General features: G+C 68.7%; 10 protein-coding genes. All 10 read left to right on the forward strand.

Going from position 1 to position 14749, the window contains the following annotated elements:
* The first annotated feature begins 17 nt into the window (after window positions 1-17).
* The 10 genes from tssJ to ACQ4OD_RS08665 are packed head-to-tail and all read left to right on the forward strand — an operon-like array spanning window position 18 to window position 14732.
* Window positions 18-512 carry a type VI secretion system lipoprotein TssJ gene (gene tssJ / locus ACQ4OD_RS08620; RefSeq protein WP_214500861.1) on the forward strand — a complete coding sequence of 165 codons (495 nt, stop codon included), beginning with the start codon at window positions 18-20 and terminating at the stop codon, window positions 510-512.
* Window positions 513-527: 15 nt separating this feature from the next.
* The gene (gene tssK / locus ACQ4OD_RS08625; protein ID WP_102683421.1) at window positions 528-1862 is read left to right on the forward strand and encodes a type VI secretion system baseplate subunit TssK; all 1335 of its coding nucleotides are present in this window, start codon (window positions 528-530) and stop codon (window positions 1860-1862) included.
* 6 nt (window positions 1863-1868) lie between these two features.
* Entirely contained in the window at window positions 1869-3185 is a 1317-nt protein-coding gene (locus tag ACQ4OD_RS08630) for a DotU family type VI secretion system protein (RefSeq protein ID WP_038707182.1), read from the forward strand.
* On the forward strand, window positions 3182-6688 hold the full coding sequence (tssM, locus tag ACQ4OD_RS08635) for a type VI secretion system membrane subunit TssM (RefSeq protein WP_430944165.1): 3507 nt from the start codon (window positions 3182-3184) through the stop codon (window positions 6686-6688). The genes ACQ4OD_RS08630 and tssM overlap by 4 nt, the downstream gene beginning before the upstream one ends.
* Entirely contained in the window at window positions 6685-7341 is a 657-nt protein-coding gene (tagF, locus tag ACQ4OD_RS08640; RefSeq protein ID WP_430944166.1) for a type VI secretion system-associated protein TagF, read from the forward strand. The genes tssM and tagF overlap by 4 nt, the downstream gene beginning before the upstream one ends.
* Window positions 7338-8057, forward strand: coding sequence for a PP2C family protein-serine/threonine phosphatase (locus ACQ4OD_RS08645; RefSeq protein WP_430944167.1), 720 nt, complete (start codon window positions 7338-7340; stop codon window positions 8055-8057). Before tagF ends, ACQ4OD_RS08645 begins: the two co-directional genes overlap by 4 nt.
* 7 nt (window positions 8058-8064) lie before the next feature.
* Entirely contained in the window at window positions 8065-11067 is a 3003-nt protein-coding gene (locus ACQ4OD_RS08650) for a protein kinase domain-containing protein (RefSeq protein ID WP_430944168.1), read from the forward strand.
* Window positions 11067-11771: an ABC transporter ATP-binding protein gene (locus tag ACQ4OD_RS08655; protein ID WP_430944169.1), complete on the forward strand. Its 705-nt coding sequence runs from the start codon at window positions 11067-11069 to the stop codon at window positions 11769-11771. The genes ACQ4OD_RS08650 and ACQ4OD_RS08655 overlap by 1 nt, the downstream gene beginning before the upstream one ends.
* Window positions 11771-12973: an FtsX-like permease family protein gene (locus ACQ4OD_RS08660; RefSeq protein ID WP_277502497.1), complete on the forward strand. Its 1203-nt coding sequence runs from the start codon at window positions 11771-11773 to the stop codon at window positions 12971-12973. Before ACQ4OD_RS08655 ends, ACQ4OD_RS08660 begins: the two co-directional genes overlap by 1 nt.
* Complete coding sequence (locus ACQ4OD_RS08665) at window positions 12966-14732, forward strand: formylglycine-generating enzyme family protein (RefSeq protein ID WP_430944170.1); 1767 nt, start codon at window positions 12966-12968, stop codon at window positions 14730-14732. The genes ACQ4OD_RS08660 and ACQ4OD_RS08665 overlap by 8 nt, the downstream gene beginning before the upstream one ends.
* Window positions 14733-14749: the final 17 nt, after the last annotated feature.

A 14749-nucleotide genomic window follows, 5' to 3' on the forward strand; every position in this document is an offset into this window, starting at 1 on the left:
ACGTCATGAGGACGAGGATGAGTGCAACAAGACTGATCGCAGCCCTGGCCATGGTGCTGCTCAGTGCCTGCAGCAAGGACACGCCGAGCGAGCCAGCCCCCGAGGCGGCGCCCGCCACGGGGGTCACCCTGTACTTCAGCGCCGCCGCCGGGCTCAACCCCGGTGCCAGCGGCATGCCCGCGCCGGTACGGGTGCGCATCTACGAGCTGAAGAACAGCGCCGCCTTCGCCCGCGCCGACTATTTCGCCTTGGCCGAACGCGCCCAGGCCACCTTGGGCGCCGACCTGATCGACCAGGACGAAGTCCTGCTCCAGCCCGGCGAGCAGCTGCGCCTGGAGCGCCCGCTCGACCCGGCCACGCGCCAGATCGGCCTGGTGGTCGGTTACCGCGAGGTCGATCGCGCCCAGTGGCGCAGCGTGCTGCCGGTACCGCCCCGTGACTATCAGATCAGCCTCGATGTGCGCGCCGTGCGCAGCGCCGTGGCCGCCCCACAACCTGAGCCTGCCCGCTAGGCAATCGGAGAAAGCATGTCCTGGAACAATCGCGTGGTCTGGTCGGAAGGGATGTTCATCACCACCCAGCACTTCCAGCAGCACGACCGCTACCTGGAAAACTTCGTCGATGCCCGCAGCCGGCCGCTCAGCGCCGCCGCCTGGGGGTTTTCCGAACTGCTGATCGATCAGGGCCTGCTGGCCCAAGGCAAGCTGGCGATCCTCAGCGCCCGTGGCCTGCTGCCGGATGGCACGCCGTTCGATATTCCCCGTGACGACCTGCCGCCCGCGCCGCTGGAGATTCCCGACGACCTGCGCAACGGTGTGATCCACCTCGGCCTGCCGCTCAAGCGTGCCGGCGCCCGCGATACCGTCGACGACGGCGAGGTGCCTGACGGCGCGCGCTACGTCAGCCGTGTCAGCGAAGTGCGCGACGACAACGCCCCGTTCGAGAACCGCGCGCCGCTTGCCCTGGGCAGCCGAGCACTGCGCCTGCTGCGCGCCGAGGATGGCTTGAGCGACTATGCCGCGCTGGGCGTGGTGCGTATCCGCGAGAAACGTGCCGACCGCGCACTGGTGCTGGATGACAGCTACATCCCGCCACTGCTTGACGTGGCCGCCAGCAACCCGCTCTCAGGCTTTCGTGGCGAGCTGCTGGGCTTGCTGCACCAGCGCGGCGAAGCCCTGGCCGGGCGCGTGGTCGCCTCGGCCAATGGCGGCGCCTCGGAGATCGCCGACTTCATGCTGCTGCAATTGGTCAACCGCGCCCAGCCACTGGTCGAGCACCTCAACCAGCTGACGCCGCTGCACCCCGAGCGGCTGTACAGCGAGCTGGTGGCCCTGGCCGGCGAGTTCGCCACCTTCACCCGCGATGGCCGCCGTCCGGACAGCTATCCGGTGTACCAGCACGACGACCTGGCGGCGACCTTTGCCCCGGTAATGGCCGCGCTGCGCGAGGCGCTGTCGATGCTGATCGACAGCAAGGCCGTGGCCATCCCATTGGTCGAGAAGGCCTACGGCATCCACGTCGGCATGCTCGCCGACCGCAGCCTGCTCGACAGCGCCAGCTTCATCCTGGTGGTGCGCGCCGACGTGCCCAGCGAAACCCTGCGCAGCCGCTTTGGCCAACAGAGCAAGATCGGCGCGGTGGAGCACATCCGTGACCTGGTCAACCTGCAACTGCCGGGCATCGGCCTGCTGCCGCTGCCGGTGGCGCCACGGCAGATTCCGTTCCATGCCGGTTCCACCTACTTCGAGCTCGACCGGGGCAGCGAACACTGGAAGCAGCTGCAGCATTCCGGTGGTTTTGCCTTCTACGTCGCCGGCGAGTTCCCCGGCCTGAACCTGGCCTTCTGGGCCATTCGAGGATAAGCCGCGATGCAATCGGACGATCCGCTCGCCAACGACCGCACCCAGTTCATGCCGCGCCCCGGTGGCCGTGGCCCGCAACCGGCCGCGCCGGGGCCTGCGCAAGCTGCGCCGCCGCCACCCCTGAACGTGCCGGCCGAACCACTGGCGCCTGGGCAGGCGGCGGGCCTGAACCCGCTGGAGCAAGCGGCCGGTCCATTGCTGGCGCTGCTCACGCGCCTGCGCAACACCATCGCCCATCCGGCCCCGGCCAGCCTGCGTGCGCAACTGCTGGCCTACCTGCGCCAGTTCGAAGAGCGCGCCGAGGCCGCCGGGGTGCCGCGCAACGAGGTGCTGCTGGCGCGCTATGCCTTGTGCACCGCGCTCGACGAGGCGGTACTGAGCACGCCCTGGGGCAGCGCCAGCGACTGGGGCAAGCAGAGCCTGCTGATCACCGTGCACAACGAGGCCTGGGGCGGCGAGAAGGTGTTCCAGCTGATGGAGCATTGCCTGCAGAGCCCGCGTGAACGCCTGCATCTGCTGGAGTTGCTGTACCTGTGCACCAGCCTCGGCTTCGAAGGCCGCTACCGGGTGATGAACGGTGGCCGCGCCCAGCTCGAAGCCTTGCGCGAGCGCACCGCCGCGACTATCCGCAGCGCCCGTGGCGAGTTCGAGCGCGAGCTGTCACCGCACTGGCGCGGTGTCACCGTGGCCCGCGATCGCCTGGCGCAGTTCGTGCCGCCCTGGGTCGGCCTGGCGGTGGCCCTGGCGTTGCTGCTGCTGGTGCTGTTCGGCCTGCGCCTGAAGCTGGCGGCCGACGCCGAGCCGGTGTTCCGCGGCATTCATGCCCTGGGCGAGATCCCGGTGCAGGCCATGGATCGTCCGGTGGTGCAGCCCAAGCCCGTGGAGCGTCCGCGCCTGGCCGGTTTCCTTGCCGAAGACATCAAGGCCGGGCGGGTCGCCGTGCAGGACGCGGTGGACCGTTCGGTGGTGACCATCCGTGGCGACGAACTGTTCGCCTCGGCCAGCGCCAGCATCAAGGGTGACTTCGAGCCGTTGATGCTGCGCATCGCCGAAGCCGTGGCGAAAGTGAAAGGCAACGTGAAAGTCACCGGCCACAGCGACAACCAGCGCATCGCCACGCTGCGCTTCCCGTCCAACTGGGCGTTGTCCCAGGCCCGCGCCGAAGAGGTGAAGAACCTCCTCGCCGCCCGCACCGGCCAGCCCGAGCGCTTTACCGCGCAGGGCCTGAGCGACACCGAACCGCTGGCGTCGAACGACAGCGCGCAAGGCCGGGCGAAGAATCGCCGGGTTGAAATCACCGTTCTGGCGGAGGGCGTCGAGTGAAGGCGTTTTTCAGTTTTGTCATTCGCTGGGTGATTCCGCTGCTGGGCCTGCTCGCCCTGAGCCTGATCATCTGGTTCCTCGGCCCGTTGCTGGACATGCTGGTGCCTGCCGCTCCGCGCCTGGTGCTGATCGGCCTGTTGTTCACGGTGTGGATCGCCTACCGCGTGTGGCGCATCGTCCAGGCCCGGCGTCAGGCAGCCAAGGTCATGCAGAGCCTGGCTGCGGAGACCGCGCCGGACCCCGCCAGCGTGGCCACCGCCGAAGAACTGGCGACCCTGCGCCAGCGCATGGACGAAGCCCTGGTGCTGCTGAAGAAGGCACGCCTGGGCGGCGACGAGCGACGCAACCTGTATGAACTGCCGTGGTACGTGATCATCGGCCCGCCCGGATCGGGCAAGACCACTGCGTTGGTCAATTCCGGCCTGCACTTCCCGCTGGCGGCGCAGCTGGGCGAAGGCGCCATCCGTGGTGTTGGCGGGACGCGCAACTGCGACTGGTGGTTCACCGACCAGGCTGTGCTGCTGGACACCGCCGGCCGCTACACCACCCAGGACAGCCATGCCCAGGTGGACAAGGCGGCCTGGCTGGGCTTCCTCGACCTGCTCAAGAGCCAACGCTCACGCCGCCCCATCGACGGCGCGTTCATCGCCATCAGCCTGTCCGACCTGCTGCTGGGCAGTGACGCCGAGCGCGCCGCGCACGCGGCGGCGATCCGTACCCGCATCCAGGAACTGTACAGCCAGCTGGGGGTGCGCTTCCCGATCTACCTGATGCTGACCAAGCTCGACCTGGTGCCCGGGTTCATGGAGTTCTTCGACACCCTGAGCAAGGAGGAGCGCGCCCAGGTGTGGGGCATGACCTTCCCGCTCGACGATGGCCAGCAGGGCGACGGACCGCTGGCGCAGTTCGGCAATGAATTCGCCTTGCTGGAGCAGCGCCTGAACCAACGCCTGGTCGAGCGCCTGCAGCAGGAGCGCGATCCGGCGCGGCGCGACCTGGTCTACGGCTTCGTCCAGCAGTTCGCCGCCTTGCGCGGCAACCTGAAAACCTTCCTCGACGGCATCTTCAAACCCAACGCCTTCGAAGAGCGCGCCCTGCTGCGCGGTGTGTACTTCACCAGCGGTACCCAGGAAGGCAGCCCCATCGACCGCCTGATCGGCAGCATGGCCCAGAGCATGGGCCTGGACCGTGCCCACCTGGCGCGACAGAACGGCACTGGGCGCAGCTACTTCATCGAGAAGCTGTTCAGCGCCGTGGCCTTCGCCGAGCGCGGCCTGGTCGGCAGCAACCCGAAGGTCGAGCAGCGGCGCAAGTGGATCGCCCGTGGCGCCCTGGCCCTGAGCGTGGCCCTGGTGCTGGTGGTCGGTACCCTGTGGACCCTGAGCTACCGCGCCAACCAGCAATACATCGCCGAGGTCGACAGCCGCCTCAAGCCGCTGGGCAAGAGCGTGCAGGAGCTGAGCCCGGCGCAGCGCAACGTGGTCGAGGTGCTGCCGCTGCTCAATGGCGTGCGCCGCCTGGCCGAAGATCCGCCCGGCTGGGCCGAGGGCCTGGGGTTGTACCAGGGCGACATGCTCGAAGGCGAGTCGGACAGCGTCTACCGCAAGCTGCTGATCGCCATCTTCGCCCCGCGCCTGGTCACCCGCATCGAGGAGCAGCTGTACGGCGGTGGTCCGTCCGACTACCTCTACGAGGGGCTCAAGGCCTACCTCATGCTGGCCGACGGCGAACACTACGACGCCGAGTTCATCAAGGCCTGGGTCACCCTGGACTGGGAGCGCAGCCTGCCGCGCGACCTGGCGCCGGACCTGCGCCAGGCCCTGGAGCAGCACCTGGCGGCGCTGTTCGACAAGCGTCCGCCGAACGCCCGCCTGGACCAGCGCCTGATCGACGACACCCGTCGCCAGCTGCAGCAACTGCCGGTGGCCCAACGGGTCTACGACCGGGTCAAGCGCCAGAAGCTGCCCGCCGGGGTCAGCGATTTCCGGGTCAGCGATGCCGCCGGGCGTGACGCCGCGCTGGTGTTCCGCTTCAAGGACGGCAAGCCATTGAGCGAGCCGCTGCCGGGTATCTTCACCGTCGAGGGTTACCGCAAGGCCTTCCTCGCCGCCAGCCTGGCCCACAGCGAGACCCTGGCCGAGGAGCGCTGGGTGCTGGGCCGCGAGGCCAGCGAGTCGGCCGATGCCAAGCGCCTGGCCGACGATGTGCTGCAGCTGTACTACCAGGACTACATCCGCCATTGGGATGCCTTGCTGGCCGACCTGGACTTCGTGCCGATCACCAGTGTCGGCCAGGCCGCCGATGTGCTGCGGGTGCTGTCCGGGCCGACATCGCCGATGAAGAAGCTGCTGCAGGCGGTCGCCAAGGAGACCAACCTGGCTCAGCCGACCACCCTCGACAAGGTCCAGGCCAAAGCCGAGCAGGCCGGTGTCGATCAACTGCGCCAACGCTTGGGCGGCCTGCTCGGCGATGCGCCGCTGCCCAGCGACAACCCGGCCGCCCGTGAGGTGGACCCGGTCACCGCGCACTTCGCCGAGCTGGCCGGCCTGGTGGAAACCGGCGAAGGCCAGCCTGCGGCCATCGATGGCCTGCTTACCGACCTCAACGCCCTGTACGTGCAGGTCAGCGCCATGGTCGGCGCCAGCGGCGACGCGCTGCTGGGCGAGGCCAAGAACCAGGCCCAGGCCGCGGCGCAGCGTGTTGCCCTGGGGGCCGCGCGTCATCCGAAGGTGGTGCAGAACCTGGTGAGCTCGGTGCTTGGCTCGACCCACAACCTGGTCATGGGTGGGGTGCGCAACCAGCTCAACGCCGCCTGGACCAGCGAAGTGGTCAATGTCTACCGTCAGTCCCTCAGCGGCCGCTACCCGTTGGTGGCCGGCAGTTCGCGGGATGCGACCCTGGAAGACTTCGGCCTGTTCTTCGGCGTCGGCGGGGTGATGGACAACTACTTCCGCAAGTACCTGCAACCCTACGTCAACACGTCGAGCACGCCTTGGAGCTGGCAGCCCGGCGCGGCGCAGAAGCTGGGGATCAACAGCAACGTGCTGTACACCTTCCAGCGCGCGGCGAGCATCCGCGACGCGTTCTTCCGCAACAGCAACGGCGTGCAGCCGGGGGTGCGCTTCGAGCTCAAGCCGGTGGCGATGGACGCGACCATCACCCAGTTCCTGCTAGACCTCGACGGCCAGCAGGTGAGCTACGACCACGGCCCGAGCCGGCCGGTGGCGTTGCAGTGGCCGAACCCCAACAGCATCGGCGTGGTGCGCCTGTCGATCTCGCCACCGTCGGCCTCTGGCCGTTCGGGGCTGACCGTGGAAGGGCCGTGGGCCTGGTTCCGCCTGCTTGACCAGTCCGACCTGGTGGCCGGCGGCTCGCCGGAGCGCTTCAACCTGCGCCTGCGCGTCGACGGCGCCAGCGTGTCCTACGAGCTGCGTGCCAGCAGCGCCTTCAACCCGTTCCGCAGCCGAGTGCTCAGCGGTTTCAGCCTGCCGGAGCATCTGTGAACGACGTGGGTTTCTACGGAAAGCTGGCCTGCCGCGGCGACTTTGTCAGCCGCGGCCTGCCGCACGGTTTCATCCAGCCCTGGGACCAGTGGCTGGCGGCGGGGATCCAGGCGAGCCAGCAGGCCCTGGGCGAGCGCTGGCTCGAGGCCTATCTGGTGAGCCCCTTGTGGCGTTTCGCCCTGGCGCCGGGGCTTTGCGGGCCCGAGGGGGTGGTCGGGGTGCTGATGCCGAGCATCGACCGGGTGGGGCGGTACTTCCCGCTGACCGTGGCCCAGGTGCTGGAGCCGGGGGAGCCGCTGGCGCCTGTGGTGGCCGGGGCCGAGGAATGGTTCGAGGCGGTCGAGGAAACCTTGCTGGCGACGCTTGAGCCGGGTGCCGTCTTCGAGGCGTTCGAGGCCGCTTTGCAGCCGTTTCGCTTGGCGAGGCCGCTTGTGCAAGAAGCGCGTGTGACGGTGGGCGGGTTGCAGCGGTTGGATGCGACCACGCCGCAGGGGCGCGCACTGGCCTTGGCCGAATGCGCCTGCGAAGGCATGAGCCTTTGGTGGGGCAAGGGTTCCGAACGGATCGCCCCGGGGTTGATGCGCTGCGCGGGCTTGCCGCGCAGCGAGGATTTCGCCGGTTTTCTATTGGGTAGCGAGGCGCGGATCGGATGACCGGCATGCAGTACACAGCGGCCAGCTACAGCCATGTCGGCATGGTGCGCAAGATCAACGAGGACGCCTGCCTGGAGTTGACCTGGGCAGGCCTGTGGGCGGTGGCCGACGGCATGGGCGGCCATGCGGCGGGCGATTATGTCAGCAGCCTGGCCATGGACAGCCTGCGCAGCTTGCCGATGCTCGACTCGCTCGACGACTTCAGCGGCGAGGTGCGCGACGGCCTGGCCTGGGTCAACGGCATCGTGCGCGAGGAAGCCGTGCGCCGTGGCGTGGCGATGATGGGCAGCACGGTGGTGGTGCTGGCGGCGCGTGGCGACCAGGCGATTGGCCTGTGGGCCGGCGACAGCCGCCTGTACCGCCTGCGCGACGGCCGCATCGAGCGCCTGAGCCACGACCATAGCTATGTCCAGGAGCTGCAGGACAGCGGCCTGCTCAACGAAGCCGAAGCCCGTGTGCACCCTCGCGGCAATATCGTCACCCGCGCCATCGGCGTCGAGGACCACCTCGAGCTGCAGGCCGTTGCCTTGCAGGTGCAGCCCGGCGACACCTACCTGCTGTGCAGCGACGGCCTGAACAAGACCGCCGAGGACCACGAGATCGCCGAGGTGCTCGGCCACGCCGACCCTTATGAGGTGGTGCGCAGTCTCGTACACCTGGGGCTGACCCGTGGCGCCCCTGACAACATCACCGCCGTCGTCGTGAAGGCCAGCTGAAGACACCATGGACATGCAGATTCCCGGATTTGACATCGACAGCGAGCTTGGCCAGGGCGCCATGGCCAGCGTGTACCTCGCCACCCAGCGCTCCCTGGAGCGCAAGGTGGCGCTGAAGATCATGGCGGCGAGCCTGGCCGCCGACCCGACCTTCTGCGAGCGCTTCCTGCGCGAGGGCCGAACCCTGGCGCGGCTGGCGCACCCGAACATCGCCACCATCCACGACATCGGCAACGTCGGCGAGCTGTACTACATGGCCATGGAGTACCTGCCCAGCGGCACGCTGAAGGAGCGGATCGCCGCGGGGCTGACGCCCGAGCAGGGCCTCGTCTACGTGCGCCAGATCGCCCAGGCGTTGGGTTATGCCCACGCCCAGGGCCTGGTGCACCGCGACGTCAAGCCCGCCAACATCCTGTTCCGCGCCGATGGCACCGCGGTGCTATCGGACTTCGGCATCGCCAAGTCGCTGGATGACCACACCCAGTTCACCCAGGCCGGTTTCGCCGTCGGCACGCCGAGCTACATGAGCCCGGAACAGGCGCGCGGCATGGACATCGACGGGCGCGCCGACCTGTATGCACTGGGTGTGGTGCTGTACGAAATCCTCGTCGGCAAGCTGCCGTACAACGGCACCGATGCGTTGTCCACGGCGTTGGCGCACCTGACCGAGCCCTTGCCGGAACTGCCCATCGAACATGGCCGCTACCAGGACATCCTGCGCGGTCTGCTGGCCAAGGATCCCAACGAGCGCTTCGCTGACGCGGCGGCGTTGCTGGCGGCGCTGGATCGCCTGACGGTCCAGGCGCCGGTCGAGGACAACGACAGCACATTGGTTCGCCCGCTGCCGATCCCGCCACCGGCCATCCCGCAGCCGGTGTCCATCAATATTCCGCAAGCCGTTGCCGCTCCCGTGAGCGAGCCTGCCCGGCGGTCCGAACCCAAGCCCGCGCCCGCTGTGAAGCCCGCCTCGAACAAGCCGGCCAAGGCCGTGCTGGCGGTGGCGATCGCGGCGGCGCTGGGGCTGGGCGGCGCGTTCTTCTGGTTGCTCGGCGGCAATGACGCGCACGCGCCTGAAACGCCGGTGGTGCAGGCGCCCGCCGACAGCGTGGCCCCCACCGAACCCAAAGTCACACCGGTGGCCGCCTCGGACGACGGTCGTCCACTGCTGATGCCCGGCAAGAAGACCCTGTTCCAGCGTGTGCTGACCAAGCCTGATGCCCAGCTGGTGACCCAGCCTGGTGATGCCTCGGGCGAGACACTGCCAGCTTTCTCCGTGCTCTATGTCTACCAGCGCAAGGACGTCGGCGGCCAGGCCTGGGTCCAGGTCGGCGCCGCCAGCGACGGCCAGCGCGAGGGTTGGCTGCCGGCTGCGCAGACCAGCGACTGGAAACAGAGCCTGGTGCTCAAGTTCACCGAACGCTCGGGCCGCTCACCGGTGATGTTCATGCGCCAGGTGGATGATGTGCAGCATCTGCTCGACGACACCCCGCTGGCTCGCGACAGCCTGCTCAAGGCGCAGAACAACCCCGACCAGGTGCCCCAGGTGATGGCCCTGGAACCGGCGGCCAGCGCCGTGCCGCAGAACCAGTTCTACCTGATGCCGATCTTCGACTACCGCGAAAGCTTCGACGCCGGCGGCCAGCCGGTGCAACTGCTCAACATCGCCTCCATCGACCCCGGTGCCAGCGCCCGCGACAGCGCGCCCAAGGCGGCCGGTGTCGCGGCGGTCGGCGACAACAGCTTCCGTACCGGCATCGTCCTGGTGGTGGACACTTCGGTGTCCATGCAGCCGTACATCGATCGGGTGCGCCAGGTGGTCAGCGAGCTGCAGCAGCAACTGGCGGCCCGTGGCGAGCTGGACAGCGTCAGCTTCGGCTTGGTCGGCTTTCGCAACAGCGTCAAGCGCACCCCGGGCCTGGAGTACCTGAGCAAGACCTTGGCCAGCCTGGAGCAGGGCCGCGATCCGGCGCGTTTCCTCAAGGCCGCCTCGCAGGTCAAGGCCACCAGCGTCTCCAGCCACTCGTTCAACGAGGACGCCTTCGCCGGCGTGATGCAGGCGGTCGAGGGCATGGACTGGTCCGGCTACGGCGGGCGCCTGATCCTGCTGGTCAGCGATGCCGGCGCGCTGCGCAAGAACGACCCGTTCAGCAGCACCCAGATGAACGAAGCCGAAGTGCGCCAGGCCGCCCTGAGCAAGCAGATCAAGATCTACGCCCTGCACCTGCGCACCCCCGCCGGGCTCAAGAACCACGGCGCGGCCGAGACCCAGTACCGTGTGCTCACCGCCGACAGCAACCCGCAGATCGGCGACCTCTACGTCAGCGTGCCGGGCGGTGAAGTCGGTGCCTTCGGCGACCGCGTGCGCGAGATCGGCTCGACCTTTGCCGATCTGGTGCACCAGGTGCGCAACCAGCAACCGCAACCCGTGCCGCTGCTGACCTCGGCCTCGAGCCTGGCGGCCAAGTCGCAGGCCATCGGCTACGCCATGCACATGGACTTCCTTGGCCGCCACGGCGCCAGCCAGGCGCCGCAACTGGTCAGCGCCTGGACCGCCGACCGCGACCTGACCAACCCGGCGCTGCCGACCCTGCAGGTGTGCGTGATGCTGACCAAGCTGCAGCTCAACGACCTGCAGCAGTCGCTCAAGCTGATCGTCGATGCCGCGCGCAAGACCCGCAGCTCGCCAGGCGACTTCTTCAACGAGATCGCCAGCGCCAGTGCCTACATGAGCCGCGACCCCGGCGCGTTGCGCAAGGGCGCCAACCTGGCCCAGGGCGGTGTGCTCGGCGAATACCTCGACGGCCTGCCGTACCGCAGCAAGTCCCTGAGCATGACCCAGGACCTGTGGCTGTCGCTGTCGGTGGCCGAGCAGGAAGACTTCATCGACGAACTGGACTCGAAGATCCGCCTGTACGAGACCTTCCACAACGACATGGCCAACTGGGTGCGCTTCGGCAAGGCCGAACCGGGCGACGCCCTGTACCGTGTCCCGCTGTCGACGCTGCCGTGATGATCCGCCTGGACGGAGTGCGCAAGACACGCGGGCAGGGTGCCCAGCGCTACAGCCTGCAGATCGACCGGCTGCACCTGGCGGTGGGCGAGCGGGTGGCGCTGGTCGGCCCCAGCGGCTGCGGCAAGAGCACCTTGCTCGACCTTCTGGCGCTGGTGCTGGCGCCGGATGCGGCAGAGAGCTTCGTCCTCGGCGGCGAGGATGTCGCCGGGCTGTGGCGCGGCCGGCAGCTCGACCGTTTGGCCAACTGGCGCAGCCGCCACCTCGGCTACGTGCTGCAGGCGGGTGGGTTGCTGGGTTTTCTCGATGTGCGCGGCAACATCTCTCTGCCGCGCCAGTTGCTGGGGCTCGGCGATGACGTCAGTGTTGAGCGCCTGGCCGAAGCGCTGGATGTACACGACCAGCTGGGCAAGAAACCCGCCACCCTGTCCCTCGGCCAGCGCCAACGGGTCAGCTGTGCCCGTGCCCTGGCCCATGCCCCGACGCTGCTTCTGGCTGATGAACCGACCGCCTCGCTCGACCCGGTCAACGCCGAGCGGGTGATGCAGCTGTTGCTGTGCGAGGCCGAAGCGCGGCAGGTGACCTGTGTGGTCGCCACCCACGACGAGGCCCTGGCCCGCCACGCCGGGTTGACAGTGCTGCGCATGGCCTGCCGGCGCGAAGCCGATGGCGGCGTCACGGCGTGCCTGGAGCGGACGGCCTGATGCGCCCGCTGCTGATCGCCGGGCTGGCCTGGCAGGACTACCGCAACGATGCGCGGCTGTCGGCGTGCGCCGTGCTCGCGCTGGTAGCGGTGATCGCGCCGTTGCTGGTGCTGTTCGGGCTGAAGTTCGGACTGGTCGGCAGCCTGACCGAGCGCCTGCAGCGCGACCCGGGTGTGCGCGAGATCATTCCCCTGGGCGGTGGGCGCTTTCGCGCCGAGTTCATCGAGGAACTGGCCCGGCACCCGCGAGTGGCCTTCGCGATCCCGCGCACCCGGCAGATCGCTGCGACCGCCGAGCTGTTGCTCCCGGCCCATGGGCGTGGCCTGACGGCGGAGATGCTGCCCACTGCCGAGGGCGATCCTTTGCTGGGGCAGGTCGCCCCCCCGGACGGCCTGCTACAGGTGGTGCTGAGCTTTACCGCTGCAGAAAAACTCGGTGCCAGGGCCGGGGACGAACTGCAGGCCAGCTTCAGTCGCCAGCAGGCCGGGCAGATGCAATGGCGACGGGCGCGCCTTCAGGTCAGCAGCGTGCTGCCCCTGGCTGCGTTCGAGCGCGATGGCCTGTTTGCCTCGCTGCAACTGCTCGAAGCCGTCGAGGATTACCGTGATGGCCGCGCCGTGGCTGCGCTGGGCTGGCAAGGGGAGGCGCAAGGCAGCGCGGCGCAGCGGGTGTACCCGGCCTTCCGCCTGTATGCCCGCGAACTGAGCGATGTCGAGCCGCTGCGCCAGTTCTTCGTCGAACGCAAGCTGCTGGTTTCCACTCAGGCCGCGCAGATCGCCCAGGTGCAATCGCTCAGCCGCAATCTCGACCTGGTGTTCTGGATCATCGCCAGCCTGGCTGTGGCCGGCGCCGTAGCGGCCATCGCCGCAGGCGCAGTCGCGGCGGTCGAGCGCAAGCAGCGCGAGCTGGCAGTGCTGCGTCTGCTGGGCTTCGGCACTGCTGCGCTGCTGTTGTTCGTGGTGCTCCAGGCGCTCTACAGCGGCCTTTTTGCCGCCGCCGCGGCGGGATTGTTGTACCTGCTGGCCGAACATGGCCTGAACCGACTTTTCATGCAGGTGCCCGGCGAGTTCGCCAGCCACCTGCTGCCCATGCACTACCTCGTTGCGTTGTGTGCCGTGCTGCTGGCCAGCACCGCCGCCGCCGCCCTCGGCGGCTGGCGGGTGGCGCGCATCGAGGCTTGCCAAGGAATACGTGATGTCTGATCGCCGCCTCGGGGCTGCCGCCCTGCTCCTGACCGCTTTGAGCCTGGGCGCCTGTTCCCCGGCCGATGGCGACGACAAGGCCAAGCCAGTTGCCCAGGCGCAGCCGGGGACTGAAAGCAAGTTCGACAACCCCAAACCGTTGCCGGGCGATGTCAGCCTGCCGCTGCCCTGTGGCGGTGAGCTGGTGCTGCGCAGTGTCTATGTGCTGGCCCAGGGCAGCCTCGACGACCGCGAGGTCAACCTCGGCTACCCGTTCAGCGAAGGCGAGGCCGGCTACAAGCAGTCGTTCATCTCCGGTTACCGGCGCGACTTCATCAACGGCCAGTTCAGCCTGCAGGACCTGGCGCCACAGTGGCAGAAGGCCGTTGGCCCGAGCCTGCCCAAGGTCGACAAAGGCAGCCCGCTCACGCCGATGATGTACTTCATCGGCAAGTACGAAGTGACCGCCCGCCAATACGCCCAGGTGATGGCCCAGGCGCCGTCGCTGGCCGGCGGCGACGCGGCACCGGCCTGCGAGGCGAACAACGACGCGGCGGGGCGCCTGCCCAAGGTAAAACTGTCGCGCTTCGAGGCCGAACGCTTCGCCGCCGTCTACAGCGCCTGGCTGATGAAGCACCACCGCGACCTGCTGCCGGTCAGCGGCCGAGGCAGCAAGGCCGAGGATGGTGGCGTGGGCTTCGTGCGCCTGCCCACCGAGGTGGAATGGGAGTTCGCCGCCCGTGGCGGTTCGGCGGTCAGCCGCCAGGAGCTGGAAGGGCGGTTGTTCCCGCGCAAGGTCGAAGGCGCCGACAGCGAAGGGCCGCTGGGCGACTTCGCGGTGTTCAACCAGGTCGCCGGTGGTACCGGGCAGGCGGCGCGGCTGATGCCGATCGGCACCAAACAGCCCAACCCGCTGGGCTTGTTCGATGTGATCGGCAACGCCGCCGAGATGGTCCAGGAGTCGTTCCAGCTGGTCAACGCCGGGCGCCTGCAGGGCGCCTACGGCGGCTTCGTGGTCAAGGGCGGCAACTACCTCGAAGGCGAGGGCACCTTGTTCACCGGCATGCGCCGCGAGTACCCGCTGTTCGGCGTCGACGGCACCGAGCAACGCAACGAGACCACTGGTTTCCGCGTGGCCATCGGCGCCTTGTCGGCGCCGCGCTCGCGCTACCAGGAGCTGTTCGAGCAGTGGCAGAAGGAAGGTCGCCTGGCCGGCCTGACCGACGACATCGACGCCGCCCAGGACCCGACCAAGCGCCTGGACAGCATCATCGCTGCCGCCACCGACCCGCGCCAGCAGGCCGAGCTGGGGCTGGTCAACGAAGAGCTCAAGCGCAACGTGTCGTTGATCGCCCGCCAGCGCGAGGAAGCGGCCGGCAACCTGATCCAGTCCGCCGCCCTGGTGGCCGAGACCGTCAACAACTACAACATCCGCCTGACCAACCTGCAGAACACCCAGGCCAAGGCCGAGTCTGCCGGTGACCAGACCAGCGCGCGCATGTACGGCGCCGCCATCGCCAATGGCCGCGCCGCCCTCGACGGCGCCGTGGCGATCTACATCGACAACCTGGCCAGTGGCACGCGCTACACCGACGTGGTGATCCAGGCGCAGTTCCAGCGGGTCAAGGAAGAGCTCAATCGCAAGCCGGTGCTGGGCAACAGCCTGGTCACCCGCGCCACCCTGTTCGTCCGCCACGTCGGGGAGTACCGCCAGAACCGGCGGGCCGATCCGGCGACGATCCTCAAGGAGCTGCTGGCATCGGCCGCCCCGCGACCCTAAGGACAGCTTCGACAGAA

It is taken from the genome of Pseudomonas sp. WC1 (genome assembly GCF_050586565.1).
Classification (GTDB): Bacteria; Pseudomonadota; Gammaproteobacteria; order Pseudomonadales; family Pseudomonadaceae; genus Aquipseudomonas.

What these genes read in the sequence shown, in the direction of transcription:
- tssJ (WP_214500861.1), top strand. Translation starts at nt 18, where the DNA reads ATGAGTGCAACAAGACTGATCGCAGCCCTGGCCATGGTGCTGCTCAGT.
- tssK (WP_102683421.1), top strand. Translation starts at nt 528, where the DNA reads ATGTCCTGGAACAATCGCGTGGTCTGGTCGGAAGGGATGTTCATCACC.
- ACQ4OD_RS08630 (WP_038707182.1), top strand. Translation starts at nt 1,869, where the DNA reads ATGCAATCGGACGATCCGCTCGCCAACGACCGCACCCAGTTCATGCCG.
- ACQ4OD_RS08645 (WP_430944167.1), top strand. Translation starts at nt 7,338, where the DNA reads ATGACCGGCATGCAGTACACAGCGGCCAGCTACAGCCATGTCGGCATG.
- ACQ4OD_RS08650 (WP_430944168.1), top strand. Translation starts at nt 8,065, where the DNA reads ATGGACATGCAGATTCCCGGATTTGACATCGACAGCGAGCTTGGCCAG.
- ACQ4OD_RS08655 (WP_430944169.1), top strand. Translation starts at nt 11,067, where the DNA reads ATGATCCGCCTGGACGGAGTGCGCAAGACACGCGGGCAGGGTGCCCAG.
- ACQ4OD_RS08660 (WP_277502497.1), top strand. Translation starts at nt 11,771, where the DNA reads ATGCGCCCGCTGCTGATCGCCGGGCTGGCCTGGCAGGACTACCGCAAC.
- ACQ4OD_RS08665 (WP_430944170.1), top strand. Translation starts at nt 12,966, where the DNA reads ATGTCTGATCGCCGCCTCGGGGCTGCCGCCCTGCTCCTGACCGCTTTG.